The organism is Aquimixticola soesokkakensis, from assembly GCF_900172375.1.
Lineage (GTDB): Bacteria > Pseudomonadota > Alphaproteobacteria > Rhodobacterales > Rhodobacteraceae > Aquimixticola > Aquimixticola soesokkakensis.
This window is the reverse complement of record NZ_FWFS01000011.1, coordinates 21852-45406: the sequence shown is the minus strand read 5'-3', so window position 1 is coordinate 45406 and position 23555 is coordinate 21852. Positions and strand designations below refer to the sequence as shown.

The window sequence follows — 23555 nt, the reverse complement described above, 5'->3', positions numbered from 1 at the left end:
AACTGTGGCAAAGGAAGGGGAGCTTTTTGAACCGGACCCATCCTCGTTATGCGTGCTTTTGCCCTTCTCTTCCCTGCCTTTAGGACGCTGCGGGGCGCTGCGCGATGACGCAGGAGGTGGTGCGCACCGCGCTGAAACTCTTCGCGGCCGCCGCGGTGGCCTTGAGCGTGGCGATGACCTTGGGGTTGGAGCACGCCTATTGGGCGGGCATTCCGATCTGGGTGATTGCGCAGCGACAGGGCAGTGACCTGTTGAATCGCAGCCTGATGCGGATCGTGGGAACGCTGGTGGGGGCGGGCATCGGGCTTGCGCTGCTATCGCAGGTGCAAGACCCCGTGGCGCTCAGCCTTGCCGCGGGGGGGCTTTGCGCGCTCTGTGTCATCGCGGCGCAGCGCCTGCCCGCGCATCGCAGCTACGGCGCGACGGTGAGCGCGATCACGCTGGTGGTGATCATTCTGCCCTATCTTGCCGGTCCGCCAAGCCCCTTGGCCCATGCGGTCGATCGTGTGATCGCCACGCTGATCGGGGTGCTGTGCATTTCGGTCGTGATGTATCGCCCCAAGGCGCAGATCCCCCCAAGCACCCAGAGCGCCCCCGGCACGCAGGCGGTTGTTGGCGTGCGCCCGCTGCGGGGCGCGCTGGTCCGCGGGGCGGTGATGTTCGCGGCGGCAACCGGCAGCGCGCTGGTTCTGGTTGCTTTGCCCTCGCAGCCCGTGATGGTGGCGGGCATGGGGTTGGCGATTTTGACCGCGCTCGGGGCTTCCATGCATGATCCCGGCCCCTTCCTGCGCGGGGTTGTGCCGGGGACGGTGATCGGGGTTCTGGTGGCTTGGGGGTTCAGCGCGTTGATCTGGTACGCAGCCCCCGGGCCGCTGCTCTTTGGCGGGGTGCTGGGCGCGATCCTGCTTGCGGGGTCGTTTTTGCGCGCCGCCCCGCGCACGGCAGGCATCGCAATCGATGCCAATATCGGCTTTTTGCTGGTCGCCCAATTGGGCCTGGACCGCGACATTGTGGCCAGCGCCGGCCCCTCGGGCGCGGCGCTGATCGGTGCGGCTGTGATCGTGCGGCTGGTGCTGGGACGCGTGGCGCGCTGATCAGGCGGCGGAGGTGTCGCGCAGCGGCGTGGCCGTCAGGCGGCCCTCCAAAGCGGCAAGTTGCAGCGCAGCGTTTGCGGCTTCGCGCCCCTTGCCCTCGAAATGGTCAAAGAAGAACGCCTGATGGTCCTCAGTGGGCTGGAAATGATGGGGCGTGAGGGAGACCGAGAGCACCGGAATGCCCGTCTCGAGCCCGACATCCATCAACCCCTGCACCACGGATTGCGCAACGAATTCATGGCGGTAGATGCCACCATCGACCACAAGCGCGCCGGCGGCGATGGCGCTGTATTTGCCGGTTTGCGCGAGTTTCTTGGCGACCAGCGGCATTTCGAAAGCGCCCGGAACCGCGAATGTATCAATCACCGCATCGGGGAGGGTCTCGCGGATGCGCGCCTCGAAACCCTTGCGGGCCTGATCGACGATATCGGCGTGCCAACTGGCGGAAATAAAAGCGAAAGACAGGGATTGAGTCATCGAATTGCTCCTTGCAACATAGACTAAATCCCAGAGCATAAGGATCACGGTGACGGGGGTGCCACGTGTTCATCCTCTCCCATCCGGACTGTAACCGTCGGCTTCGGAATTCCACCGAAATCTGCTGACCGCAGTGCCCCTTTTGCCGGGGTTTTGCGCGCTCGCGGGCTATCACCGCCGGTGGGGAATTTCACCCCGCCCTGAGAACAGGACGATAAATATCGCGCCGGCGCCTTGGGGTAAAGGCACAGGAGCTGTGCGTTTTTTGATTGAGGGTGCAATGTGCTGTTTTGATGAAAAAATCACCAAAAAGGCCGGACCTTCGGGAGGAAAGGTCCGGCCTGTGCGGGCTCGCAAGCCGCGCGGTCTTGAGGGATAGGTCTGCGCGAAGGCATAGGATCACCGCCACGCCGACGGGGGCGGCCTGTCGATCTAGGCGCTGTGGTATTTCGCATCGACAGTGTTGATGGCCTCGACATTGGTGGCCGAGCGGCCTGCGGGGTCGAAGGCCGCATTGAGAAAGCTGTCGGCGATATCTTTGGCAAGTTCCGCGCCGATCACCCGCGCACCCATCGTGATGATCTGGGCGTTGTTGGAAGTGGCGGCTTTGGCGGCGGAATAGGTGTCGTGGCACTGCGCGGCGCGGATTCCGGGCACTTTGTTGGCCGCCAGACAGACGCCGATGCCGGTGCCGCAGATCAGAATGGCGCGCTCATAAGTGCCATCGAGAACAGCCGTCGCCACGCGGTCCGAGAGGTTGGCATAAAAGGCGTCAGGGCCGGATTCGGTGCGCGAAATTTCCGCGACCTCATGGCTGTTGGACAGGTATTGGGCGAGAATCTTGGCAAGCTCTTCGCCCGCACTATCACCGGCAATCGCGATTTTCATGGTCGTGTCCTCCTCAGGAATGGGTCAGATTTTGGCGCTGCATTTTGCGAGGATGTCGAGGTAGCCCTCGACGTTCCATGCCGAGCGGCCGATAAACAAGCCGTTGATATGCGGGCAGGAAATGAGTTCTTCGCAATTGTCTGGATTGACCGATCCGCCGTAGAGGCAGGGCAGGGTTTGCCCCAGAACCTCCTGTGCCACGGCGATGATTTCACCGTGACGGGCATCGGCATAATCGCTGGTCGCCGGAATGCCGTTTTCGCCAATCGCCCAGACCGGTTCATAGGCCAGCAGGATCGGCGCGGCTTTTTGATCGGCGTCGAGCTTGCCCAAAGCGGCCCGCACCTGGGCTTCCAGCACCGCGCTGGCGCGGCCCGCGTTGCGCTGGTCCAGCGTCTCGCCGATGCAGATCAGCGGCACCAGACCGTGGCGCACGGCGGCTTGTGTTTTCAGGCCAACGGTTTCGTCCGTTTCCCCGAAAAATTCGCGCCGCTCGGAGTGGCCGAGTTCGACAATATCCAGATGGCAATCGGTGAGCATGAGGGGGGACACTTCGCCCGTCCACGCCCCCGCATCGGCCCAGTGCATGTTTTGCGCCCCGACCTTGACCGAGGTGTCGGCGAGGATCTGTTTTACCTCGCGCACCATGGTGAAGGGGGGGATCACAAAGCGCTGGATGCGCGGGTCGCGCGCTGCATCGGCGGACTGCAAAGCGCGGGCAAAGCTTTGCGCCTGCGCCAGCGTTTTGTTCATTTTCCAGCTTGTGCCGATCCAGAAGGCGGGATGTGTCATAGTTTGTCTTTCCGGCCGCTCAGGCGGCAATTGTCAGCGCGAGCCCCGCGCGCGCGATGGGCGCCTCGTCGGGGGCGGCGGGGGTTTTGTCGGTGATGATCGTGTCGAAATCCGACAGTTCAGCGAGTTTATGCAGCGCGGTGCGCCCGAAGCGGGCGTGGTTGGCCAGCAGGCAAGAGGTCACCGCCGCGCCCATCATCGCCCGTTTGGTCCGCACCACGGATTCGTCCATGTGGAACACCTCTGTGCCGCTGATGGCAGGGGTGGACACAAAGGCGATATCGGCGCGCAGCACGGACAGGGCGGTTTCGGTCACCATGCCGAAATAGGCGTTGTATTTGGCCGAATAGATGCCGCCCAAGGCGATCAGGGTGATGCCTGCTTCGGATTTGAGCGCATCAATCACGGCCGCATTGTTGGTGATGACGGTGAGGGGGCGTTTTTCGACCAGACGCGCGCCCAGAACGGCGGCCATCGAGCCGTCGTTGATGATCACATTCATGCCCGGTTCGACCAGCGCCAGCGCGGCATCGGCCATGCGAGTCTTGGCGTCCAGACCTTGCTGCGCGCGAAAGCGGAAATCGCTTTCGAACTGGGTGCCTGCCTCGATGGTGGCGCCGCCGCGAATTTTGCGCAGCACCCCCGCGGCCTCCAGATCGTCGAGATCGCGGTGGATGGTCATTTTCGACACGATGAAATGCTCGGCCAGCGCGTCGAGTTCGACCGCCCCGTCGCGCACCAGCATGTCCATAATGGCCTGTCGTCTGTCGTCGCGTTTCACCGGAATCTCCTTTGTCACAGTGGTCTGGCCACAGGGTAGCCTGAGCCGCTGCGATAGGGGAGTTGTAACAGCAGAAATTTTGTTTTCAACATTATTTTTGTGATTTTGATATTTTAGATTGTTATTTTTGGCGTGGCTGTCTAGCAAGAGCGCAACAGGAGGACCGACATGAGTGCTGAATTGAGTGAAGTCGCAAAGGGCGTCGCACAGGCGCATATTGCCTTTGTCAAAGAGGTCGCAGCACGCGACCCGCAACACTTTGCGCTGGCCAATTGCCTGCGGGGCTTGGCGATTGATGCGGTGGAAGCGGCAAATTCCGGTCACCCCGGTGCGCCGATGGGCATGGCCGACGCGGCAACGGTTCTGTTGCAAAACCATCTGAAATTCGACGCAAGCGATCCCGATTGGGCGGATCGTGACCGTGTGATTTTGTCAAACGGCCACGCCTCGGCGCTGCTCTATGCGATGCTGCATGTGACGGGCTATGCGGATATGACGCTGGAGGAGGTGAAGAACTTTCGCCAGCTCGGCGCAAAAACCGCCGGTCACCCCGAATTCGGCCACGCCAAGGGAATCGAAACCACCACCGGCCCGCTCGGGCAGGGTCTGGCGGCGGCTGTCGGCATGGCCTTGGCGGAAAAGGCCTTGGCGGCGGAGTTTGGCGGCGATCTGGTCGATCACCACACCTATGTGTTTTTGGGGGATGGTTGCTTGCAAGAGGGCATCGGCCAAGAGGCGATTTCCCTTGCCGGACACCTAGGTCTGGGCAAGTTGATCGTGCTTTATGACGACAATGCCATCACCATCGACGGGCCGACTTCGGTGTCGTTTTCCGACGATATTCCCGCGCGGCTTGCGGCCTGTAGCTGGCATGTGCAGTCCTGCGACGGGCACGATGCCGGCGCGCTTGATGCGGCGATTGCGGCGGCAAAGGCCGAGACGGGCAAACCGTCTTTGGTAGCGATGAAAACGGTGATCGGCTTTGGCTCTCCGGCGAAACATGGCACGGCCGGTGTGCACGGAGCGCCTTTGGGGACGGAGGAATGCGCGGTTGTCAAAGACCTGTTGGGCCTCAGCCAGACGCCGTTTGAACTGGACGACGCGGCGTTGAAAACATGGCGCGCGATCGGCGCGCAGGGGGGCGATGCGCGCGCGGCTTGGGAGGCACGGCTTGCGGCGGCACCCGCTGCGCTGCGCTGCGAATTCACCCGCCGCATGGCGCATGACCTGCCCGAGGGGTACGGCGCAGCGGTGGCCAAGGCCCGCGCGGCGCTCTTTGCCACGCCCGCCAAGGTCGCAACCCGCAAGGCCAGCCAGATGGCGCTTGCGGCCCTCGCGCCTGCCTTGCCCGAGATGATCGGGGGCTCGGCGGATTTGACCGGATCGAACCTGACGCGTGTGCCGGCGGTCGACAGCCAGTTCACCCGCGACACGGCAGGGCGCTACATCGGCTACGGCGTGCGCGAATTTGCCATGGGCGCGGCGATGAACGGCATGATGAACCACGGCGGGTTGATGCCCTACGGCGGGACGTTCATGGTGTTTTCGGACTATGTGCGCAACGCGATCCGCCTGTCGGCGCTGATGGAAGTCGGCACGATTTACGTGATGACCCATGACAGCATCGGCTTGGGCGAAGACGGTCCGACCCACCAGCCGGTCGAACATCTGGCAGCGTTGCGGGCGATGCCGAACCTCTATGTGATGCGCCCGGCCGATGCGGTGGAAACGCTGGAATGCTGGGACATTGCGGCGCGCGCGCGCAAGACGCCTTCGTTGATGGCGCTGTCGCGTCAGGGCGTGCCGCAGTTGCGAGAGGCCGAGACGGGCGAAAACCTGTCCGAACGCGGGGCCTATGTGATCCGCCAGTTCGGGGAGGGGCGCGATGTGACGCTTTTGGCGACGGGAACCGAAGTGGCACTGGCGGTCGAGGCGGCGCACGCGCTGTCTGAGCAGGGGCTGTCGGTGGCTGTCGTGTCCATGCCGTGCTGGGAGCTGTTCGAGGCGCAAGAGGCCGCCTACCGCGCGCAGGTTTTGGGGGTGGCGCCGCGTCTGGCCGTCGAAGCGGCAGGCAAATTCGGCTGGACCCGCTATGTCGCCAGCGAGGCGGATGTGATCGGCATGGACAGCTTTGGCGCCTCCGGCCCGATCGAGGCGCTCTATGCGCATTTCGGACTTACCAAAGAGGCAATCGTGGCGCGCGCGCAGGCGCTTGCAGCCGCCGCCAGGGTCGCCTGAGGGCGCAGGTTTCGCAGCAACGGGGGCATAGGGCCAATTTGCCGCCCGTTGCTGGGAGCGAGCCGGACGGGTTTAGGCCCGTCCGGCTTTTTGGTTGCGCCACAGGGCCTTAGGCGGCGCGCGGGTTTGGTTTCGCTGTCTAGGCCTCGGGGGCGAGACGTTGCGCCAGCGCCGAGGACAGCAGAAGTTGCGAGAGGTGGAAGATCATCGTTGGCAGCACGATGGCCCCCAGGATGTCGGGCGCAAACAGCGCGGTGGCAATGGGCAGGCCGCTGGCGAGGCTTTTGGTCGAGCCGCAAAACAGCAAGACGATGCGATCGGCCTGCACAAGGCCCAGCAGCGGGCCCGCCAGAAGCATCACGCCAAAGGCCAGTCCGAGGAATACCTCGACGATGAGGATCAGCACAACGAGCTGTTGGGGGGGGACTTGGGTCCAAAGCCCTGCGACGGTTCCGGCGCTGAAGGCGGCATAGACGATCAACAGGATCGAGCCGCGATCCACCACCATGGTGAGCCGTTTGTGCCGCGCGATGAAAGCGCCGATATAGGGGCGCAAGACTTGGCCAATTATGAATGGTAAAATGATTTGCTGACCAATTTTCCCAATTGATCCAAGCGAAATTCCAGTACCATTTTGATGCAATACGATTGAGGCAAGAAGCGGGGTCAGGGCCACGCCGATGATGTTGGACACCGAGGCCGAGCAGATCGCGGCGGGCACATTCCCGCCTGCCATCGAGGTGAATGCGATGGAGCTTTGGACCGTCGAGGGCAGGATCGACAAAAAGAGCACGCCGGTGATCATGTCGGGCCCGAGCCAGCGGCCAAAGAGCGTCACGACACAGAGGCCGAGCAGGGGAAACAGCACGAAGGTCGCGCCAAACGTCAGGCTCTGTAGTTTCCAGTTCAAAAATCCCGCGCGCACGGAGGCGGGGTCCAATTTCGCGCCATAGATCAGGAACAGGAGCGCAACGGCCCAAAAAGTCACCTGCCGCAACAGGCTGGCGGCCTCGCCCTGCGCGGGGAGAACCGCACCCGCAACCACGGTCGCGAGGAGCAGGATCATGTAGGTGTCGATGCCGAAGCGTTTGAGGGCGCGCATCAGGGCGGTCTTTCTGTTGGGATGAGGAGCGTTTTGCGCTCGCAAGCGCGGGGCTATCTGAACGGGGAACCTCTGCGCCTGCAAGTCGGGCAGGGGAAAATTTTTTGCGAAAGCGAGCGGTTCTGGCACATTGACGCATATGCGTTAACTGCTGGCGCGCACCACGAGGTTGGGTGTCAGGATGTGATGGTGCGCCACGGTGCGCGCGTCCACGCGGCTGGGGAGGGCGCGACTCGAAGCCCGTTTGCCCCGGGCTCAAGGCATGGCCTCAGCCGTGGCTGGTAATATTGCCGTCAAATCCTTCACCAAAGCCTTCGGGGAGGTATTGGGAAATCCGGTCGATGTCGCCGTTGTCGAAAACCAGCCCCTCTGGGGTGATGCTTTTCTTTTCGATCACCACGGAAATATTATAGCCATAGCGGCGGATCCAGGGCTGGCGGCAGTCAAAGCCGGCCAGAACAAGATTGTACAAAACCAGTCCGGCATTCCAAAGCGTCAGGTGCCCGCCAACAATCTGATGCTTGAGGGGCGGCACGGACAGCCCCAGAACGCCGCCTTCGCGCAGAACCGCATGCGCCTTGCGCAAAAACAGGTTCACATTCGGCTGATGCTCCAGCACGTGAGAGGCGATGACACAGTCGAATGTCTGCGCAATCGGCATCGTGACAAAATCACCGCGCAAAATATCGGATTCACTCGGGTGCGTTGCTTGCTTGAAATAATGGCTTTCGCCGTAATCCAGTTCGGTCACGCGTTTGCCATGCGCACGCAGCATTCTGGCCTGATCCCCCGCCCCGCTTCCGACATCCAGAACCGTCTCAAAGCGCCGCCGGTCCACCAGATGCTGGATCAGAAGGCCGCTGAAATCCGATGCGCGAAATTCGGGGCGGATTGTCGCCAGTTGCGCCATCGCCTGGGCCTGTTTGTCGTATTCAGCCTTGCCGCTGAGGTGATGGGCCTTGCGCAAATACGCTGCGGCCGCTTCATAGTCCCGACGGCTTTGCGCCAGCTTGGCCCCAAGCGCCAAGGCCTCCACATTCTTGGGACTGCTGCGCAGCCGGCGGGTCAGCATCTCGGTTGCGGCCTCAAGGCGATCACAGCCCACCAGCAGCGCGATCTTCAACAGGTCGAACATTTCGTGGACGTCGGCAGGCGTGCGCTTGTCCAATCGCGAAATCGCGGTTTCCAACACCTCCAGACCCGCTTTTGGGGCCCCTGCCTCAAGCTGCCATGTGGCAAGCGCGTGGGTGATGATGATCGGCGCGCGCGTCGCATCGAAATCCTGCGCAAAGAACGCCAGAGCTGTCGCCCGTTCGCCCGCAGAGCGGACCTGCGACAGAAACGCGTGGATTTGTTTCGCCGTCCAGGCCGAAGGCGGGGTTCGAAACACCTGAACCGCACAGGAAAATTGCCCGTCGCGTGACAAAATCCGCATGCAAAACCCGGTCTCGTGCAACCATTCTTTCAAGGCGCGCCATTCGTGCTCCTCCCAATTGGGATAGACCCCGCCTTGCGCCCAATCGCATAATTCGTCGAACACGATCACAGCCCCGTCCACAAGCCGTGGCGTGAGCTTGTCCAGCGCGTAGCGACAGCCGCCGTAGAGGTCGCAATCGATATGCACGAAGGAAACAGGCCCGGGGTTTTGCGCCAGCCAATCCGTCAGGGTGTCCTCGAAAAACCCTTTCACAAGCGTCACATTCTTGGGAACATCGGGCAATGCGCGCAAGGCGAAATGCCCTGCTTGGTACGTGCTGTCCGCACTGCGCACCCAGTCTTCGGGCAGTCCGCTAAAGGAATCGAACCCTACGAAGTGGCGCTCGGGATGGGCAAAAGCCAGCGCGCGGATCGACTCGCCTTTGAAGACACCGAATTCCAATGCATGGCCCGTGCCCGCCAGCGCATAAGCGGCTTTGAGCTGGGGAATGCGCCCGATCACCAGTGGATGCGCGCGAAAAGGCGCGATCGTCGCGTCCCCGTCGAGCACATGCGACAACGCCCCGTGCAGGTCTGGCGAGACCGAATGACGTGTTGGGCTGGCCGGCAACTTCGCAGATGTCATATCGTCCTGTTCTTTCGTTGTCGATAAAGCACCTAGGGCGACAGGGTGTCGAAGGATGCTGTTATGCGCTCGCCGCCCATTGCACGGCAATATCTGTATCAAGCTCGTTGAAACTCCAGGCGGTCCGCAATTGCTTGCGGAACCGGTTCGCCTTGCTGGGCAAGCGCAAGCCGTCCTTTTGCGTCACCGGGCAGGGAAAGCCGGCGAGGATATCGCGCCAGAAATCCGGGCAAATGATGGCATCGTCGATGTGGACACCCTCAAGGCCAACCGTAAAGGTATCCGGGGTAAATCCGGGCAACAAATAATGCCCCTTGCGACCGAAATACGTCGCTTCCAGCACACAGCTGGACGACAGGGCCGCAACCCCTGCCACATTTTTATGGGAGACGAGACGGTAGAAATTATCCTTGGTGGCCTGAGCCTGGGGCAGATAGCGCTGCAAACGCTCAAGGGTCTGTGGCTGGCCTTCCAGCGGATGTTCCTTGATCAGAACATGATCGTAATCCTGTGCAACGGATTTGAGCGTATCAAGATGCTCCATCACCGTCACAAAGCGCTTGTTTTCGATCACAACCTTATCAAAACGCGTTTGCAAAATCACCAGAAGGCTATTGGGCATTGGCGGGTTCGGATTTCCCTTGGCAACATTCGAGGACATGATGCCGGCTTGCAGGCGAATATAATCTTCCCCTACCGCAAAGGTTTTCAGAGCCTGTGTGATGCCCTCTATGTTCGAACTCATTTCGAACATGACGTCATCCATGAAGCGTACAGGGGACAGGGAACAATCGACAAAGCCGATTTTGTGCCGGTTCAGAAAGTTCACAAGGTAGGGCGGCAGTTCAAAACCGACGACGATGCTGTCGCAAAACATCCGCAAAAATAGATCCTCGACCGAGGCCGGAAGGGTTTTTGCCGAAAAGACCCAAGGCCAGGACTGGATTTGCGCCCGCAGCCCCATCATTCGATACACGGCCTCGACCGTGCCGCGGTCCAGGCGCGAGCCATTGCGCCAGTCGTTGTCCCAATGAACAATTTCCGTCGGCAGGCCGGTGGCCATTTCCAGCGGGGTTTTCAACAGCTGATAGATCCAGCGGATATTCTCATGCTGCGTGGGGTGCATTCCCCCGCCCGAGGGGCGCAGGAAGTCCCCCGTAAACACGATCCGTTTGGCCGCGCGCGGCTGCACCGGCTGGCAGACAGATGCACGGGTGGTGGGAGGGCTTTCACTCATGCCTGCTCTTTCTCTTTTTGGCGCGCCTTCAGGGCCCGCAAAACAAGGGCCAGTGTCGAGGTCCAGCTTGTGTTATCCTCAGCCTGCATGTTGGCGATGATTTGCTCGGACAGCCGGCGACGCCCGTCCTGATCATCCAGCAAAGTGCCGATCCGGTAGGCAAAGGTTTCCTTGTCATTGATTACAAGCTCGCCAGGCAGCAGATCGGACAGGCCGCGCGCGCCCTCGTCCGAGGTCAAAACAGGGACACCGTAGGCCATCGCTTCCAAAGTCTTGGTCTTGATCCCGCCCCCGGCATAGGTCGGGTTCAACGCCAGATCGACAGAGCGGTAAATCCAGCCCACATCCGACACATTCTCGTGACGCACCAGCGTGATATGGTCCGGGCAACTATCAGGAATGGTTACATTTCCCACGACATGCAGGGTCAGGGGGCGCCGGACCAACGGCAGGATCTCTTCCATCAAATAGGCCAGCGTCATGTTGTTCACATCGCTTTGCGCGGCGATAAACAACACTTCGCTTGCATTTTCGCGCGCTGCATAAATCGGCTTGGGCGCAAGCCGGAACGGCGCGGTAATCACGGGCGTGTCGGTGAAGGCCGAAAATTCGTTCTGATCTTCGTCCGAAATGGCCAAAGCGACATCGAAACGGTCGATTGCAACGCCTTCTTCTTGCGCTGTCATCGGAAAGGTCGGCGTCAGCCCGTGGGCGGCAAAAGAACGCGCTCGCTGGGACTGGCAATCGATCGTATCCACAATACGCAAGATATCGGGGCGAATATGTTCGATCATCCAGGACCGGTTGAAATAGGGGATCAAAACCGCATCATAACCGCCGGCTTCGACCAGCCGTTTCACGCCGTTGACCGTGACCTGCCGGTTGGGCCGCACCCCGGCGATCGGCGGCCCCGGATCAAGTTCATTGGCGTTTTTCAGCGCCTTGCGATCATACAAAGTGTACGGCGCCGCCTCCATGCCTGCCTGATATTGGCTCGAGATGGTCAAGGAGCAGATCACGCTCAGATCACAGACCTGCGCCAGGGACTGGCACAGGCTTTCCATCCGGACCGCCGAGCCGATACGCCCCTCCCAATACGGGAAATCACAAACTGCGGCGACCTTCATGAGGTGCTGGCATCCGCGGCCTCTTGGAGGCTTTTGCACGTAAAGCGGTTGATATTGGCCCCCAGCAGGCGGCTGTCCTGTTCATTGGGCTTTTTAAAGCTGCTCATCCGGAATTCGACCGGCAGGTAATTGGCCGATTTCACGTCTTTTGCATCCAGCGTCAAAGTCGCCGTGAACTGCGCCGCATTGCCGCTCGGGGTCACCGCGATTTTCGCCTCTTTTCCGGCGGCACGGATACTCAGCCCTTCAAGCTGCTCGGCATGCACAACATAGCCCTGAATTTCCAGGGTTTGCGCGAGCGTCCCGAGATGGGGCACACAGGCAAGCGACATGTCCGCCGGACGCATCCAGCGATGGCTGCTTTCCCCCGACATTTCTCTGGAATACCAACCTTCGGCCAGGATTTCGGGCCCGAACGTAAAGCTTTTGGGCTGTGCGATCATGCCTTCAAGACGCTCGCCGTAGGCCGAAATCACCATAGGGTCAGCGTAGATATTCGCCGGATCATGCGGGTCGCGGTTTTCCAGCTCAAGGCGCATCAGATAGACCTGCGCCTGAATTTCGGACACGCGCTTGTTGATGAGGTCATAGGCCTGGTTTGGCGACAACTCCGTGCCAATCGCGTTTGCCTTTTCAAAGGTCGAGGCGATATGGGCCGGAATATTCGCCAAAACGGCCATATCCACCTTGCTGCTAACCTGGTGACGGGTGCGGTCAAGCTGGAGCAAAAGGCTCACCTCTTCTGCTATTTCAGCTATAGTCTTGTCACTCATGGTACCCTCTCTGTGGAAAACGATCAGCTCACAATCTGTATGCCATCTGACGGGATATCACCTTGATCGGCACTGCGTCAAAAAAACTCATGCAAGGCTATTTCCTGTCACTTTAGCCTCCTGAAATCAACCCTTTAACGTCAAAAGCTTCGCCCTTGCATCGCCTTTGGGGGGATGCAGTCGGCGGCGGTTGGGATCGATTTTCTGGCAAAACAGGTTGATCGGGCGCAATTGCGCCGCCGTGAAGTGGCTGTTGGGATACCGGCAGAGCCGCGTGAAAGCCGCGTGCGGGGGCGGCTCTGCGAGGCGGGGTATTTACAGCCCGTAGTCGATCCCGAGGCGCGCGACGATCATGTCGAGGGCTTCGAGCATCGCGAGCGTGTCCGCGAGGGGGCGGCACTGCGTTTGCGTTGCCCCTGCCGCAATGCAGCGCGCCACCTCTGCGGCTTCGTAAAATAGCCCCTCGAAATGACGCCCCGTAGGCTCGGTGTAGCGCAGCACCTTGCTGCCATCGGTACTGAGGACCTGAAAACCGCCCGGCAGGTTGAATTCACTGTCGAAACGCACCGTGCCTTTCGTGCCGACAATGGCCGCATTGGTCGGCGTCAGCCCGTAAAGCGTGGTCGCGAAACTGGCCTGATTGCCGGAGCGGTCGGACAAAATGGCCGAAAGTTGACCATGAACGCCGCTTTCGTCCATTTGCACCGCGCCCACAACCTCGCGGGGGACGCCCATCAACCGGGTGATCAGCGACAAAGGGTAGGTCCCGAGATCCAGCAAGGGCCCCCCCGCCAGCGCGGGGTTGAAGATGCGATGGTCTCGGGTGAAAAATTCGCCGTATTCAGAATGGATCGACTTGATTTCCCCCAACATGCCGCTGTCAAAGACCTGCGCGAGGACATCAAATTTCGGCAGGAAATAGGTCCAGAGCGCTTCGGCAAAAAACAGCCCCCCCGCGCGGGCAATTGCCACCAGTTCGGCGCCCTGTGCATGGTTCATGGCCATGGGCTTTTCGACCAGGACGTTTTTGCCCGCTTCGAGTGCCAGTTTGACATGGGCAAAATGCAGGTTGTGCGGTGTGGCGACATAGATCACGTCAATCGCAGGGTCCGCCACCAGCGCCTCGTAAGTGCCGTAAGCCGTGGGAATATCCCATTTCGCGGCAAACTTCTGCGCGGTCGCGGCGCTGCGCGATCCGACGGCGGCGATGACCTGACGGGTATGGGCGCGCGTGGAGGCAATGAATTGCTCGGCGATCCAGCCCGTGCCCAGAATCCCCCAATTCAGCGCGGGTGCGGCCATGGGATCGGGAATGCGCGCGGTAGGGAGGCGATCAGGAAAGGCGGTCATTGAATAGTTTCCCATGTTTTCGTGATCAAGGAGCGCTCCATCGCGTCGATGATCCGGTTGTTGGCAAGCCCGAAGGCAAAATCGGGATAGCAGGGTCCGGTGCCACAAATCCCGTCGATAAGATCACGGACCTCGATCACTTTCACATCAAAATAGCCAAGACCGCCGCCCGCGAAATCAAAGGGGAAAAACGCGCTGAACTGCGGAATCTGGCTGCCCGCCAGCAGGGTGGTAAAGCCCCGCTCGGGCTTGGGGTCGCTAAAGCGCGAGAGTTTCAATTCGTTGAACCGCTCCCCGTCCATGAGGATCGTGCCTTGGGTCCCCGAGATTTCCCAATAGATGCCAAAGACCTTGCCCGCCGACACGCGGCTGGCCTCGATCGTGCCGCCCGCACCGGAGGCAAAGCGCACCATCGTCTGGATCTGGTCTTCGTTTTCGACCGCGCGGCGGGGCGCATCGGCCGTCGCCTTGGCGCTATAGCCCGCCGCCCCTTGCGGTTCGGGGCGTGTGGGGAAATAGGTCTGGGTCTGGGCGATGGTGCTTTCGATATCGCCCATCAGATATTGCGCCACCGAAATCACATGGCTGCCCAGATCGCCCAAGGCGCCCGACCCCGCCTGTGCGCGGGTGCAGCGCCAGGAAAACGGCAGGTCGGGATCGTTGAAGAACCCCTGATCGAACCAGCCGCGAAAGCGCATGGGCTGGCCGATCTCGCCTGCCGTGATCAGCTGTTTTGCCAGCATGGCGGCGGGTGTTTTCACGTTGTTGAAAGCCACCATCGTCTTGACACCTGCCGCCTGCGCCGCCGCCGTCATTTGCGCAGCCTGTTCGGTTGTGACCGCCAGCGGTTTTTCGCAATAGACATGCTTGCCCGCGGCAATCGCGGCCATGGCCATATCGAAATGCAGAAAATTGGGGGAGGTGATATCGACCACATCAACCTCTGGATCAGTGACCAGCTGGCGCCAGTCACCTGTGTGTTTCTCAAAGCCGAAACGGGCGGCAGCGCTTGCCGCCAGCGTCTCGGTCGCGTCGGCCAGCATGTAGAGATGCGGCCGGGCGGGCAGGTCGGGATAGAGCAGCGCGGCGCGCCGGAAGGCATCGGCATGAGCCTGCCCCATAAAGCCCGAGCCGATCAGCCCGATGTTCAGTGTTTTGGTCATATTTTTCGCCTCAAAACCCGTCAAAAACGGACAGAATATGGGATTTTCCCTGCCGGACCGCGGCTTGCGGTTCGGCTTTGGCAGGATCCTGTTCGGCTTCGATCACCAACCAGCCGCGATAGCCGCTGTCGATCACGAACCGCGCGAGCGGCGCGAAATCGATGCAGCCGTCGCCCGGGACGGTGAACATGCCCGCGCGCACACCCTGATTGAACCCGAGATCACGGGTGCGCACCTTCGCCATCACCTCGGGGCGGATGTCCTTGAGGTGAATATGGGCGATGCGCGCGCCAAAGCGCTCAATCAGCGCGCCGTAATCGAACCCCGCCCCCACCGCATGACCCGTGTCCAGCAACAGACCCACTTCGGGTCCGCAGGCGCTGAGGATGGCGTCAATCTCGTCGAGGGTTTCGGCAACCATCATCAGGTGGTGGTGATAGGCCAGCCGCAACCCGTAGTGCGCCTGCAGATGGGCGGCAAAAGCGGTCAAGCGCGCGCCATAGGCGGCGCGCGCGGCCTCGGGCATCCGCGTGCGGGTCGACATGGCGACATCGAGGGGCGTGTCGCCGGTCATCATCGCCACTTCGCCGTAGACCATCACCTCGCAGCCCATATCGTGCAAAAGTTGCGCATGTGGGGCCACGGCGGCGATTTCCGTTGCGACATCGCCGCTTGCAAGCGCGCCGGAATACCATCCCGACACCAGCGACAGCGCGTGCCTGTCCAGAAGCGGGCGCAGGCTGTCCACATCGCGCGGGAACTTGCGGCCAAGTTCAATTCCCCCAAATCCTGCCGCAGCGGCCTGATCGAGGCAGGTTTCCAACGCGATCGCGCCGCCCAGGTCCTCAAGCACGTCATTGGTCCACGACAAGGGGCTGACGCCCAGTTTTACAGCGTCAGGCAGGGCCATGGGCATCCTCCTGTGCCGGCTGCCAGTCGGCACCAAAGGCGACAGGCGCGCCGGTTTGACAGGACACCAGCGCCGCCTCGACCAGGCGCTGCGCCTCATAGCCGTCGCGAATCCCCGCAAGCGGGGCCGTGCCGTCGCGGATCAGATCGACAAAGGCGTGGATCTCGTCGCGATAGGCCTGACGAAAGCGTTCGATGAAATAGTTTTCCGGCGCGGCAGTTGTTTTGCCCTCGGGGCGCGCGATGGTCATCTGGTGCTGGGGCTGGTTCTCGACAGCGAGGACCTCGGCGGCACAAAGCGCTTCGAGGCGCTGGTCATAGCCCATCGGTCCGCGACGGCAGGCGGTGATCTGCGCCATCCGGCCGCTTGGCGTGGTCAAGGTGACCATCAGGCTGTCGATGTCGCCCGCCGCGCCGATGTCCTCGCTGATCAGGCAGGACCCGACCGCGTAGACGGTGGCGATGTCCTCGTTCAAGAGGAAACGCGCCATGTCGACATCGTGGATGGTGCTGTCGCGAAACATGCCGCCGGAGGTCTCGACATAGCTGCGCGGGGGCGGGGAGGGGTCGCGCGAGGACATCGTGAGCTGTTCGAGCGGCCCGCTTGCGCCCGAGGCGATCCGTTTTTGTACGGCGCGAAAGGAGGTGTCATAGCGGCGCTGAAACCCCATCATGCAGGGCACATTCGCCGCTTCGACCGCCGCGACCACGCGCCGGGTCAGTGCAAAATCAAGACTGATGGGTTTTTCGCAAAACACGGCTTTGCCCGCCTGCGCGGCTTTGAGCAGCAGATCGGCGTGACTGTCGGTAGAACTGGCAATGATAAGGCCGTCGATCTGGGGATCATCAAAGACCTCCTGAGGCGTCACGATCCGCGCGCCGGTCTGCGTTGCAAGCGCGTTGCGTGTAGATGTGTCAACAGGATCAACAAGATACACAAGATCAACGTCAGGATGAGCGGCGGCGTTGGTGGCATGCACCTGACCGATCCGTCCCGCCCCGAAGCACGCGAGTTTCAACATGAGAGCCTCCCTAACTCTGGTCTGTTGCCCGAAAGAATACAGTTGCGCGATGCGCTTTCCCAAAGCATGTTTGATGAGATTTCATCAAGCGGACCTGTGAGCGGCGGTGCGCCTGCCTTTGGGCGCGCGGCCGCTCACAGGAAGATGGGCGCAGGAAAAACAGAATGACACGCAAGATCACAGCAGCCGATGTTGCCCGCGCGGCCGGTGTTTCGCCCGCGACGGTGGACCGCGTGCTCAACGGGCGCGGCGGGGTCGCGGCGGAAAAAGAGCGGCGTGTGCTCGTGGCGGCGCGCGATCTGAAAATCGACCGCGCACTCGATCTGCGCGTTGCGCGCACCTTGCGCATCGCCGTCTTTTTGCAGCCGCGGCGCAATCCGTTTCACGCCGCGCTGCAAGCGGCTTTTATGGCGCATAACACCGGCAGCAACCCGTATAACATGCAAAGCCGGATCTTTCATCTGGACCCCGGGCAGCCCGCGAAAATCATGGCCGCGCTGGCGCAGGCCGAGAGCAGTCACGATGCCTTCGTCGTCTGCCTGCCCGAGAGTGCGGGTCTGGCCGCGGCGCTGGACGGGCTGGCCGAGCGCGGCAAACCCGTTGTGACCCTGGCCACCGATATTGGTGCGGCGCAGGCGGTTTATGTGGGGCCTGACAACTATCGTGCGGGGCGGGTTGCGGGGGATCTGATCGGTCGGCTGGTCGGTGCGGCGGGGGGCGAGGTTTTGGTTGTCGCGGGATTTTTGTCGATGACCGGCCAGTCCGAACGGCGCATGGGGTGCGAGGATGTCCTGGCCGAGCGCTACCCGTTGTGTCGCGTGGTCGCGGTCCGCGAAAGCGGCGAGGACAGCGCGCGCGCGGGCAGGTTGGTGACAGAGGCCCTGGCGCGCTCCCCCGGCTTGCGGGCGATTTACAACGCCTCCTCGGGGGCGGTTCCGATGGCGCAGGCCCTCGAACGCGCCGGTCAGGCAAACGAGGTGGTGTTTGTCACGCATGAGTTGACGCCCGAACGGCGGGAGCTGCTGGTGCGCGGAACGCTGCACGCGGTGATCGATCAGTCCCCCGCGCAGGAAGTCAGAGTGGCGCTTGAGGTGCTTGCCCATGCCTTTGGCCGACGCGTTGACGCCCCGACCCCGGAAACGCCGCTGCATCTCTATTTTCGGGAAAACTGTTGACCTCGGGCGGAGGGTCGCTTCAATCTGATTGCCTTTGATGAAATGATTTAAAGGGCATCATCTGTCATGGCAAACCGACCGACGATTCAGGATGTGGCGCGTGAAGCAGGTGTGGGAACCGCCACGGTGGACCGTGTTCTTAACGGGCGCGGCACGGTGCGCGAGGAAACGGTGCGACGCGTGGCCGAGGCGGCGTATCGCGTCGGCTATCACGCCTCGGCGCTTCTGGCGCAACGGCTTGATCCGCAGCGCCCCGCCATGACCTTCGGCTTTGTTCTGCATAAGGGCAAGCAGGCCTTCTACCAGAATTTTGCCAATGAAATCGAACGTGCGATTGCCGAGCGCCAGGATATTCGCGGGCGGGCCATCATCCGCTTTTCCGTGTCCCAGTCGCCCAACGATTTTCTGGCGGAAATAGATGCGATCGCTCCGCTGGTCGATGCGATCGGGAGTTCTGCGGTCAATCATCAAAGCATCACCCAAGAGATCGAGCGCCTCAAGGATCGTGGCATCCCGACCTTTGCGCTCCTCAATGATTTCGGGCAGGGAATTCGGGAAAATTACCTTGGTCTCAATAACTTGCAAGTTGGCCGTCTGGCGGCATGGATGGTGACGACCGCCGCGCAGGGCGTTGGCAAGCTGGGGGTATTTGTCGGGGGCAACCGCTGGCACGGCCATGAATTGCGCGAAACCGGCTTTCGCAGCTATGTGCGCGACAGTGCTGCGGATTTTCATGTCCTCGATACTTTGGTCAATCTTGAAACGCGTCAGCTGACCTATGAAGCAACCTTGGATCTCTTGGCGCGCCACCCCGATCTGAAAGGCCTCTACGTGGCAGGGGGCGGTATGGAGGGCGCGATTTCGGCGCTGCGAGAATCGGTCGCCCCACGCGATGTCACCCTCGTCGTCAACGAGCTGACCGAGGATTCCAAGAGCGCGCTTTTGGAGGGATATGTGACCATGGTGATTGCGACGCCGCTGCGCCAACTGTGCCGCGACATGGTGGAAATGATGGTAAATGCTACGAAAAACGGAAGTTCCGAGCTTCCCGGTCAGCATTTTCTTCAGCCGCATATCTACCTGCCGGAGTCCTTTTCTTGATGTGATTACATCAAAATTTGGCGCCATATTACATCATCTTTGATGTTTAATCTTTCCTGAAGATTGACGCGGATGTGTCGAAAGGCGCAGATTAACCCCACGAGAGGCGCAGGGTTGAACGGCGCTTCGAGGGGAGGACATCGCAGCGTTTCACGGGACTGCCGAACGGCATATTCCACGCTTTTCGCCATTGGCGGAGGGGCGGCTGCGCTTTGTCTTTTGACAAGAAATTGACCCTTCGCCACCCCCGTGGCGCGGGATCGCAGTCTCCGGGAGGGAGGCTGTCCGGCTATTTTATACGCCAGTGCATTCCGGACGCTGGCAAGGGAGGAATACCAGAATGAAAAAGACTTTCCTGGCCGCTGGCCTTTTGTCGCTCCTGTCCACCACCGCAATGGCGCAAACCGTTGGTGTGTCCATGGCGCTGTTCGATGACAACTTTCTCACGGTGCTGCGCAACGGCCTGATCGAGAAAGCCGACGCCATGGAGGGTGTCGAGATCCAGGTTGAAGACGCGCAGAACGACGTGGCGAAACAACTGGATCAAATCAACAATTTCGTGGCCTCCGGTGTCGATGCGATCATCGTGAACCCGGTTGACACCTCCGCAACCCAAGCGATGACGGCAGCGGCAGAAGCGGCCGGTGTGCCGCTGGTCTATGTGAACCGCCAGCCGATCAACGTCGACACGCTTCCGGACAATCAGGCGTTCGTGGCCTCCAACGAAGTCGAATCCGGCACGCTGGAAACCTTTGAAATCTGCAAAAACCTGCGTGCAGCGGGCAAAGGTGCGGGCGCGCGCGCCTACATCATGATGGGCGAGCTGTCCAACCAGGCGGCCGTGCAGCGTACCAAAGACATCGAGGATGTTCTGGCCACCGACATGTGCAGCTTTATCGAGGTGGTTGATCAGCAGACCGCCCTGTGGTCGCGCGACGAAGCCCAGAACCTGATGACCAACTGGCTGTCTTCGGGCGAGCCCTTTGATGCGCTGATCGCCAATAACGACGAGATGGCCATTGGCGCGCTGCAGGCGATGAAAGCCGCAGGCATTGACATGGACAGCGTCGAAGTCGGCGGTGTGGATGCAACGGCGGATGCGCTTGCCGCGATGGCAGCGGGCGAGTTGGACGTGACTGTCTTCCAGAATGCGGCAGGCCAAGGGGCAGGGGCGCTTGATGCTGCCCTCAAACTCGCGGCGGGCGAAGATGTGGACCAGAAAGTCTACATTCCCTTCGAGTTGGTGACCCCTGCAAATCTCGCCGATTACACCACCAAAAACTAATCCACGTTTGATGCGCCGTCTTGGGCGCGTCGAAACGGACGGAGCGGCACCGATCGGGGGCCGCTCCCTTCTTCCTCCGGTGGCTGCGGGCCGCAGGGGGAGCTGATTCTGGGAGCACTACATGTCGAAAAACCAACATGGCATCGGGGGGCTGACCTTCGACAGCAAGAAAAAAGCGCGCGCGCCGGAATGGAACGTATTCTTTGCCTTGCTGCTGATCGTCGTGATCTTCGAGGGGCTGGGACAGGCCCTGATGGGGCAGAGCCTTTTGTTTGATACCGGCGACCGGTTCGGCACCATTTTTAACGAAGCCCGCCTTAAAATCATCATTTTGCAGGTCGCGATCATCGGCATTATTGCCCTTGGGTCCACGCAGGTCATCATTCTGGGTGGCATTGATCTGTCGCCTGGCTCGGTGGTCGGGGTCACCGCCATGGTGGCCATGTCTTTTGCGCAGGTCGGTGAAATCAACGGGATGGCAAATCCCAAACTGATGTTCGAGGGCATCTACAACCTGCCCGTGATCCTGCCCGTTCTTGTCGGGCTGTGCGTGGGCATTCTGGCGGGGGCCGTCAACGGGGCGCTCATCGCCTATACCAAAATTCCGCCCTTCATCGCCACGCTTGGCATGATGGTCACGGCGCGCGGTGCCGCCAAATGGTGGTCCAAAGGCCAGCCGATTTCTTTCCCCACCGACGGCTACGCCGCTTTGGGCAAGGGCATGATGCCGGTGGTGATCTTCATCCTGCTCGCCATCTTGTTTCACCTGATCCTCAAATACACGGTCTACGGCAAACATACTTACGCCATTGGCTCGAACGAGCAGGCAAGCCGCATGTCCGGCATCAAGGTCGAGCGTCACAAAATGCTTGTCTACACCATCGCCGGTGCGCTCGCCGCCCTTGCTGCCGTGGTGCTGTCGTCCAAGAACCTGACCGCGCAGGCAGGCATGGGGGTCATGTATGAACTCGACGCCATTGCCATGGTCGTGATCGGCGGCGTGTCGTTGACGGGCGGACGCGGATCGATCCTTGGAACGGTTCTGGGGGCGCTGATTTTCGGGGTGATCATCTCCGGGTTCACCTTCCTCAAACTCGACGCCTATTACCAGGAAATGGTCAAGGGCGTGATCATCGTGGGCGCGGTCGTTCTGGACCAGTTCCGCCAACAACGCGCCGCGTCGCGGATGTAAGGAGGCAATGAAATGACCGATTTTACCAACGCCAACGTTGTTCTGGAAACCCGTGACCTGACCAAACACTACGGCGGTGTTCACGCGCTGGAAGGGGCCAATTTCGTCATCCACCAAGGGGAACATGTTGCCATCATGGGCGACAACGGGGCGGGGAAATCCACCTTTGTGCGCCAGATTACCGCCGTTGAACAGCGCACGCGCGGCGATGTCTTGCTGCACGGCAAGCCCACACATTTTTCCTCGCCCATCGCGGCGCGCGAAGCGGGGATCGAGACCGTGTTTCAAAACCTCGCCCTTGCCGATCACCTCGATGTACCGTCGAACCTGTTTTTGGGGCGCGAAAAGGTAAAGTTCAAATTCGGCCCCTTTTCGATCCTCGACAACAAAGCGATGCGTGAGGCCACGATGGCGGGTCTGGAAAAAACGGGGGTGAAAATCCCCAATATCCTGAACTCGATCGAAAACATGTCCGGCGGCCAGCGCCAATGTGTGGCCATCGCGCGCACGGCGGCTTTTGCCTCCAAGCTGACCATCATGGACGAGCCAACTGCCGCCCTTGGCGTGCAGGAAACCGCACAGGTCGAAAACATCATCCGCACCCTCAAGGGCCAAGGCGAGCCGCTGATCCTGATCAGTCACAACATGCGCCAGGTCTTTGATTTGATGGACCGCATCGTGGTGTTCCGTCGCGGGCGCATCTGCGCGAACCTCAAGGTGAGCGAGACGGACCCGCAAGATGTTGTGGCCTATATCACCGGTGCCAAAACCGGCGCGGAGTTCCCCGAGGCCGCCTGACACGGCGCCTCCTTCCCGGGCGCCCGCGTCTCCCCTCCTCCCCCGCGGGCGCCCCTTAATTTCACTGCCATCGAAAGTTTTCCTGATGAAAATCGCTCTCGACCCGTTTATGCACCGCGATCTTTCGCTCGAAGCCCTGCCCTCCAAAGTGGCAGAGCTGGGCTACGATTGGATCGAACTCAGCCCGCGCGCGGATTTCCTCGAATGGTTCAAAGCGCCGCGCGTGTTCCCCGAACGCGTGAAGTCCTTCAAGAAAGCGCTGTCTGACGCCAATGTCGGCGTGGCCTCCTTGTTGCCGATGTACCGCTGGGCGTCGCCCGACGAGGCCGAGCGCCAAGCCGCCGTCAGACATTGGAAACGCGCCATCGAGATTTGCGTCGAGCTGGGCGTGGACACGATGAACTCGGAATTCGGTCGCGGCACCCATCCCGACAAAGGCGGGTGCTACTGCTGCCACACCGGCAGCCAGATCGAAAGCGCCGAAGATGCGTGGTGGCGCTCGATGGAGGAACTGGTGCCGCTCGTCGAGCGCGAAGGCATCAACCTGCACATCGAACCCCATCCCGAGGATTGGTGCGAAACGCTTCAGCCCGCGCTCGATATCATCCGCACGGTGAATTCGAAAAACGTCAAATTCCTCTACTGCGCGCCCCATACCTACTATTTCGGCGACGACACCAAGGAAATGCTGCGCGCCTCCAAGGATGTGATCGCGCATGTGCACGTGGCCGACACGTTCAACCACAAGGCAAGCTCGGGTCTGCGCTATATTCTGAACCCTCCCGGGACCAATGCGCGCATTCACCAGCACCTTGATATCGGTCAGGGCGAAGTGCCGTGGGACGACTTTTTCGGCACGCTGGCCGAGATCGGTTTTGACGGCATCATGACCGCCTGCGTCTTTGCCTGGGAGGACCGCAAGGACGCCTCCGGCACCTTCATGCGCTCGGAAATCCAGCGCTACGTCGACAAATACTTCAAGTAAGGAC

The 23555-nt window shown here is 61.0% G+C and carries 21 protein-coding genes and 1 riboswitch; of the genes, 8 read left to right on the top strand and 13 right to left on the bottom strand.

Annotated features, from left to right (window positions below; genetic code table 11):
• Window positions 1-104: 104 nt before the first annotated feature.
• Window positions 105-1094: an FUSC family protein gene (locus tag AQS8620_RS14090; RefSeq protein WP_085837663.1), complete on the top strand. Its 990-nt coding sequence runs from the start codon at window positions 105-107 to the stop codon at window positions 1092-1094.
• Here the strand turns inward: AQS8620_RS14090 and AQS8620_RS14085 are convergent, their stop codons facing one another.
• The 4 genes from AQS8620_RS14085 to AQS8620_RS14070 form a co-directional block, all read right to left on the bottom strand.
• Window positions 1095-1571, bottom strand: coding sequence for a 6,7-dimethyl-8-ribityllumazine synthase (locus AQS8620_RS14085; protein ID WP_085837662.1), 477 nt, complete (start codon window positions 1569-1571; stop codon window positions 1095-1097).
• 67 nt (window positions 1572-1638) lie between these two features.
• Window positions 1639-1783: riboswitch (FMN riboswitch) on the bottom strand.
• Between the two features lie 220 nt (window positions 1784-2003).
• Window positions 2004-2459: a D-erythrulose-4-phosphate isomerase gene (gene derI, locus AQS8620_RS14080; protein WP_085837661.1), complete on the bottom strand. Its 456-nt coding sequence runs from the start codon at window positions 2457-2459 to the stop codon at window positions 2004-2006.
• Window positions 2460-2483: 24 nt separating this feature from the next.
• Window positions 2484-3251: a triose-phosphate isomerase gene (locus AQS8620_RS14075; RefSeq protein WP_085837660.1), complete on the bottom strand. Its 768-nt coding sequence runs from the start codon at window positions 3249-3251 to the stop codon at window positions 2484-2486.
• A 19-nt stretch (window positions 3252-3270) separates the two neighbouring features.
• Complete coding sequence (locus AQS8620_RS14070) at window positions 3271-4032, bottom strand: DeoR/GlpR family DNA-binding transcription regulator (RefSeq protein ID WP_085837659.1); 762 nt, start codon at window positions 4030-4032, stop codon at window positions 3271-3273.
• Between the two features lie 168 nt (window positions 4033-4200).
• Between AQS8620_RS14070 and tkt the strand changes: the two genes are divergently transcribed.
• Complete coding sequence (tkt, locus tag AQS8620_RS14065) at window positions 4201-6270, top strand: transketolase (RefSeq protein WP_085837658.1); 2070 nt, start codon at window positions 4201-4203, stop codon at window positions 6268-6270.
• Between the two features lie 139 nt (window positions 6271-6409).
• Here tkt and AQS8620_RS14060 read toward each other — a convergent pair whose 3' ends face one another.
• From AQS8620_RS14060 to iolG, 9 genes are all read right to left on the bottom strand, one after another.
• Window positions 6410-7372 (bottom strand): bile acid:sodium symporter family protein, encoded by a 963-nt coding sequence (locus tag AQS8620_RS14060; RefSeq protein WP_085837657.1) that lies wholly within the window; start codon window positions 7370-7372, stop codon window positions 6410-6412.
• Window positions 7373-7640: 268 nt separating this feature from the next.
• On the bottom strand, window positions 7641-9434 hold the full coding sequence (locus AQS8620_RS14050) for a methyltransferase domain-containing protein (protein WP_085837655.1): 1794 nt from the start codon (window positions 9432-9434) through the stop codon (window positions 7641-7643).
• 61 nt (window positions 9435-9495) lie between these two features.
• Window positions 9496-10671: a hypothetical protein gene (locus AQS8620_RS14045; RefSeq protein ID WP_143267537.1), complete on the bottom strand. Its 1176-nt coding sequence runs from the start codon at window positions 10669-10671 to the stop codon at window positions 9496-9498.
• Entirely contained in the window at window positions 10668-11798 is a 1131-nt protein-coding gene (locus AQS8620_RS14040) for a glycosyltransferase (RefSeq protein ID WP_085837653.1), read from the bottom strand. Before AQS8620_RS14040 ends, AQS8620_RS14045 begins: the two co-directional genes overlap by 4 nt.
• A complete protein-coding gene (locus tag AQS8620_RS14035; protein ID WP_143267536.1) occupies window positions 11795-12571 on the bottom strand; it encodes a hypothetical protein in 777 nt (258 codons plus the stop codon). The genes AQS8620_RS14040 and AQS8620_RS14035 overlap by 4 nt, the downstream gene beginning before the upstream one ends.
• 315 nt (window positions 12572-12886) lie before the next feature.
• Entirely contained in the window at window positions 12887-13921 is a 1035-nt protein-coding gene (locus AQS8620_RS14030) for a Gfo/Idh/MocA family protein (protein ID WP_085837651.1), read from the bottom strand.
• Window positions 13918-15084, bottom strand: a complete 1167-nt coding sequence (locus tag AQS8620_RS14025; protein ID WP_085837650.1) for a Gfo/Idh/MocA family protein — start codon at window positions 15082-15084, stop codon at window positions 13918-13920. Before AQS8620_RS14025 ends, AQS8620_RS14030 begins: the two co-directional genes overlap by 4 nt.
• A gap of 10 nt (window positions 15085-15094) precedes the next feature.
• Window positions 15095-15994 carry a myo-inosose-2 dehydratase gene (gene iolE / locus AQS8620_RS14020; protein ID WP_200809634.1) on the bottom strand — a complete coding sequence of 300 codons (900 nt, stop codon included), beginning with the start codon at window positions 15992-15994 and terminating at the stop codon, window positions 15095-15097.
• Window positions 15981-17015, bottom strand: coding sequence for an inositol 2-dehydrogenase (iolG, locus tag AQS8620_RS14015; protein WP_200809633.1), 1035 nt, complete (start codon window positions 17013-17015; stop codon window positions 15981-15983). The genes iolE and iolG overlap by 14 nt, the downstream gene beginning before the upstream one ends.
• Window positions 17016-17179: 164 nt before the next feature.
• Here iolG and AQS8620_RS14010 point away from each other — a divergent pair, with 164 nt between their 5' ends.
• The 6 genes from AQS8620_RS14010 to AQS8620_RS13985 all read left to right on the top strand — a co-directional run bounded on the left by AQS8620_RS14010 (window position 17180) and on the right by AQS8620_RS13985 (window position 23551).
• Window positions 17180-18190, top strand: coding sequence for a LacI family DNA-binding transcriptional regulator (locus tag AQS8620_RS14010; protein WP_085837648.1), 1011 nt, complete (start codon window positions 17180-17182; stop codon window positions 18188-18190).
• A gap of 66 nt (window positions 18191-18256) precedes the next feature.
• On the top strand, window positions 18257-19291 hold the full coding sequence (locus AQS8620_RS14005; protein WP_085837647.1) for a LacI family DNA-binding transcriptional regulator: 1035 nt from the start codon (window positions 18257-18259) through the stop codon (window positions 19289-19291).
• Window positions 19292-19631: 340 nt separating this feature from the next.
• Complete coding sequence (locus AQS8620_RS14000) at window positions 19632-20576, top strand: substrate-binding domain-containing protein (RefSeq protein WP_085837646.1); 945 nt, start codon at window positions 19632-19634, stop codon at window positions 20574-20576.
• A gap of 121 nt (window positions 20577-20697) precedes the next feature.
• Complete coding sequence (locus AQS8620_RS13995) at window positions 20698-21768, top strand: ABC transporter permease (RefSeq protein WP_085837645.1); 1071 nt, start codon at window positions 20698-20700, stop codon at window positions 21766-21768.
• Between the two features lie 12 nt (window positions 21769-21780).
• Entirely contained in the window at window positions 21781-22566 is a 786-nt protein-coding gene (locus AQS8620_RS13990) for an ATP-binding cassette domain-containing protein (RefSeq protein WP_085837644.1), read from the top strand.
• A gap of 85 nt (window positions 22567-22651) precedes the next feature.
• The gene (locus AQS8620_RS13985; protein WP_085837643.1) at window positions 22652-23551 is read left to right on the top strand and encodes a sugar phosphate isomerase/epimerase family protein; all 900 of its coding nucleotides are present in this window, start codon (window positions 22652-22654) and stop codon (window positions 23549-23551) included.
• The last annotated feature ends 4 nt before the right edge of the window (window positions 23552-23555 follow it).

Excerpts from the sequence above, each read along its gene's own strand:
- AQS8620_RS14090 (WP_085837663.1), top strand. The coding sequence starts at position 105 with ATGACGCAGGAGGTGGTGCGCACCGCGCTGAAACTCTTCGCGGCCGCC.
- AQS8620_RS14085 (WP_085837662.1), bottom strand. The coding sequence starts at position 1,571 with ATGACTCAATCCCTGTCTTTCGCTTTTATTTCCGCCAGTTGGCACGCC.
- derI (WP_085837661.1), bottom strand. The coding sequence starts at position 2,459 with ATGAAAATCGCGATTGCCGGTGATAGTGCGGGCGAAGAGCTTGCCAAG.
- AQS8620_RS14075 (WP_085837660.1), bottom strand. The coding sequence starts at position 3,251 with ATGACACATCCCGCCTTCTGGATCGGCACAAGCTGGAAAATGAACAAA.
- tkt (WP_085837658.1), top strand. The coding sequence starts at position 4,201 with ATGAGTGCTGAATTGAGTGAAGTCGCAAAGGGCGTCGCACAGGCGCAT.
- AQS8620_RS14060 (WP_085837657.1), bottom strand. The coding sequence starts at position 7,372 with ATGCGCGCCCTCAAACGCTTCGGCATCGACACCTACATGATCCTGCTC.
- AQS8620_RS14050 (WP_085837655.1), bottom strand. The coding sequence starts at position 9,434 with ATGACATCTGCGAAGTTGCCGGCCAGCCCAACACGTCATTCGGTCTCG.
- AQS8620_RS14045 (WP_143267537.1), bottom strand. The coding sequence starts at position 10,671 with ATGAGTGAAAGCCCTCCCACCACCCGTGCATCTGTCTGCCAGCCGGTG.
- AQS8620_RS14040 (WP_085837653.1), bottom strand. The coding sequence starts at position 11,798 with ATGAAGGTCGCCGCAGTTTGTGATTTCCCGTATTGGGAGGGGCGTATC.
- AQS8620_RS14035 (WP_143267536.1), bottom strand. The coding sequence starts at position 12,571 with ATGAGTGACAAGACTATAGCTGAAATAGCAGAAGAGGTGAGCCTTTTG.
- AQS8620_RS14030 (WP_085837651.1), bottom strand. The coding sequence starts at position 13,921 with ATGACCGCCTTTCCTGATCGCCTCCCTACCGCGCGCATTCCCGATCCC.
- AQS8620_RS14025 (WP_085837650.1), bottom strand. The coding sequence starts at position 15,084 with ATGACCAAAACACTGAACATCGGGCTGATCGGCTCGGGCTTTATGGGG.
- iolE (WP_200809634.1), bottom strand. The coding sequence starts at position 15,994 with ATGGCCCTGCCTGACGCTGTAAAACTGGGCGTCAGCCCCTTGTCGTGG.
- iolG (WP_200809633.1), bottom strand. The coding sequence starts at position 17,015 with ATGTTGAAACTCGCGTGCTTCGGGGCGGGACGGATCGGTCAGGTGCAT.
- AQS8620_RS14010 (WP_085837648.1), top strand. The coding sequence starts at position 17,180 with ATGACACGCAAGATCACAGCAGCCGATGTTGCCCGCGCGGCCGGTGTT.
- AQS8620_RS14005 (WP_085837647.1), top strand. The coding sequence starts at position 18,257 with ATGGCAAACCGACCGACGATTCAGGATGTGGCGCGTGAAGCAGGTGTG.
- AQS8620_RS14000 (WP_085837646.1), top strand. The coding sequence starts at position 19,632 with ATGAAAAAGACTTTCCTGGCCGCTGGCCTTTTGTCGCTCCTGTCCACC.
- AQS8620_RS13995 (WP_085837645.1), top strand. The coding sequence starts at position 20,698 with ATGTCGAAAAACCAACATGGCATCGGGGGGCTGACCTTCGACAGCAAG.
- AQS8620_RS13990 (WP_085837644.1), top strand. The coding sequence starts at position 21,781 with ATGACCGATTTTACCAACGCCAACGTTGTTCTGGAAACCCGTGACCTG.
- AQS8620_RS13985 (WP_085837643.1), top strand. The coding sequence starts at position 22,652 with ATGAAAATCGCTCTCGACCCGTTTATGCACCGCGATCTTTCGCTCGAA.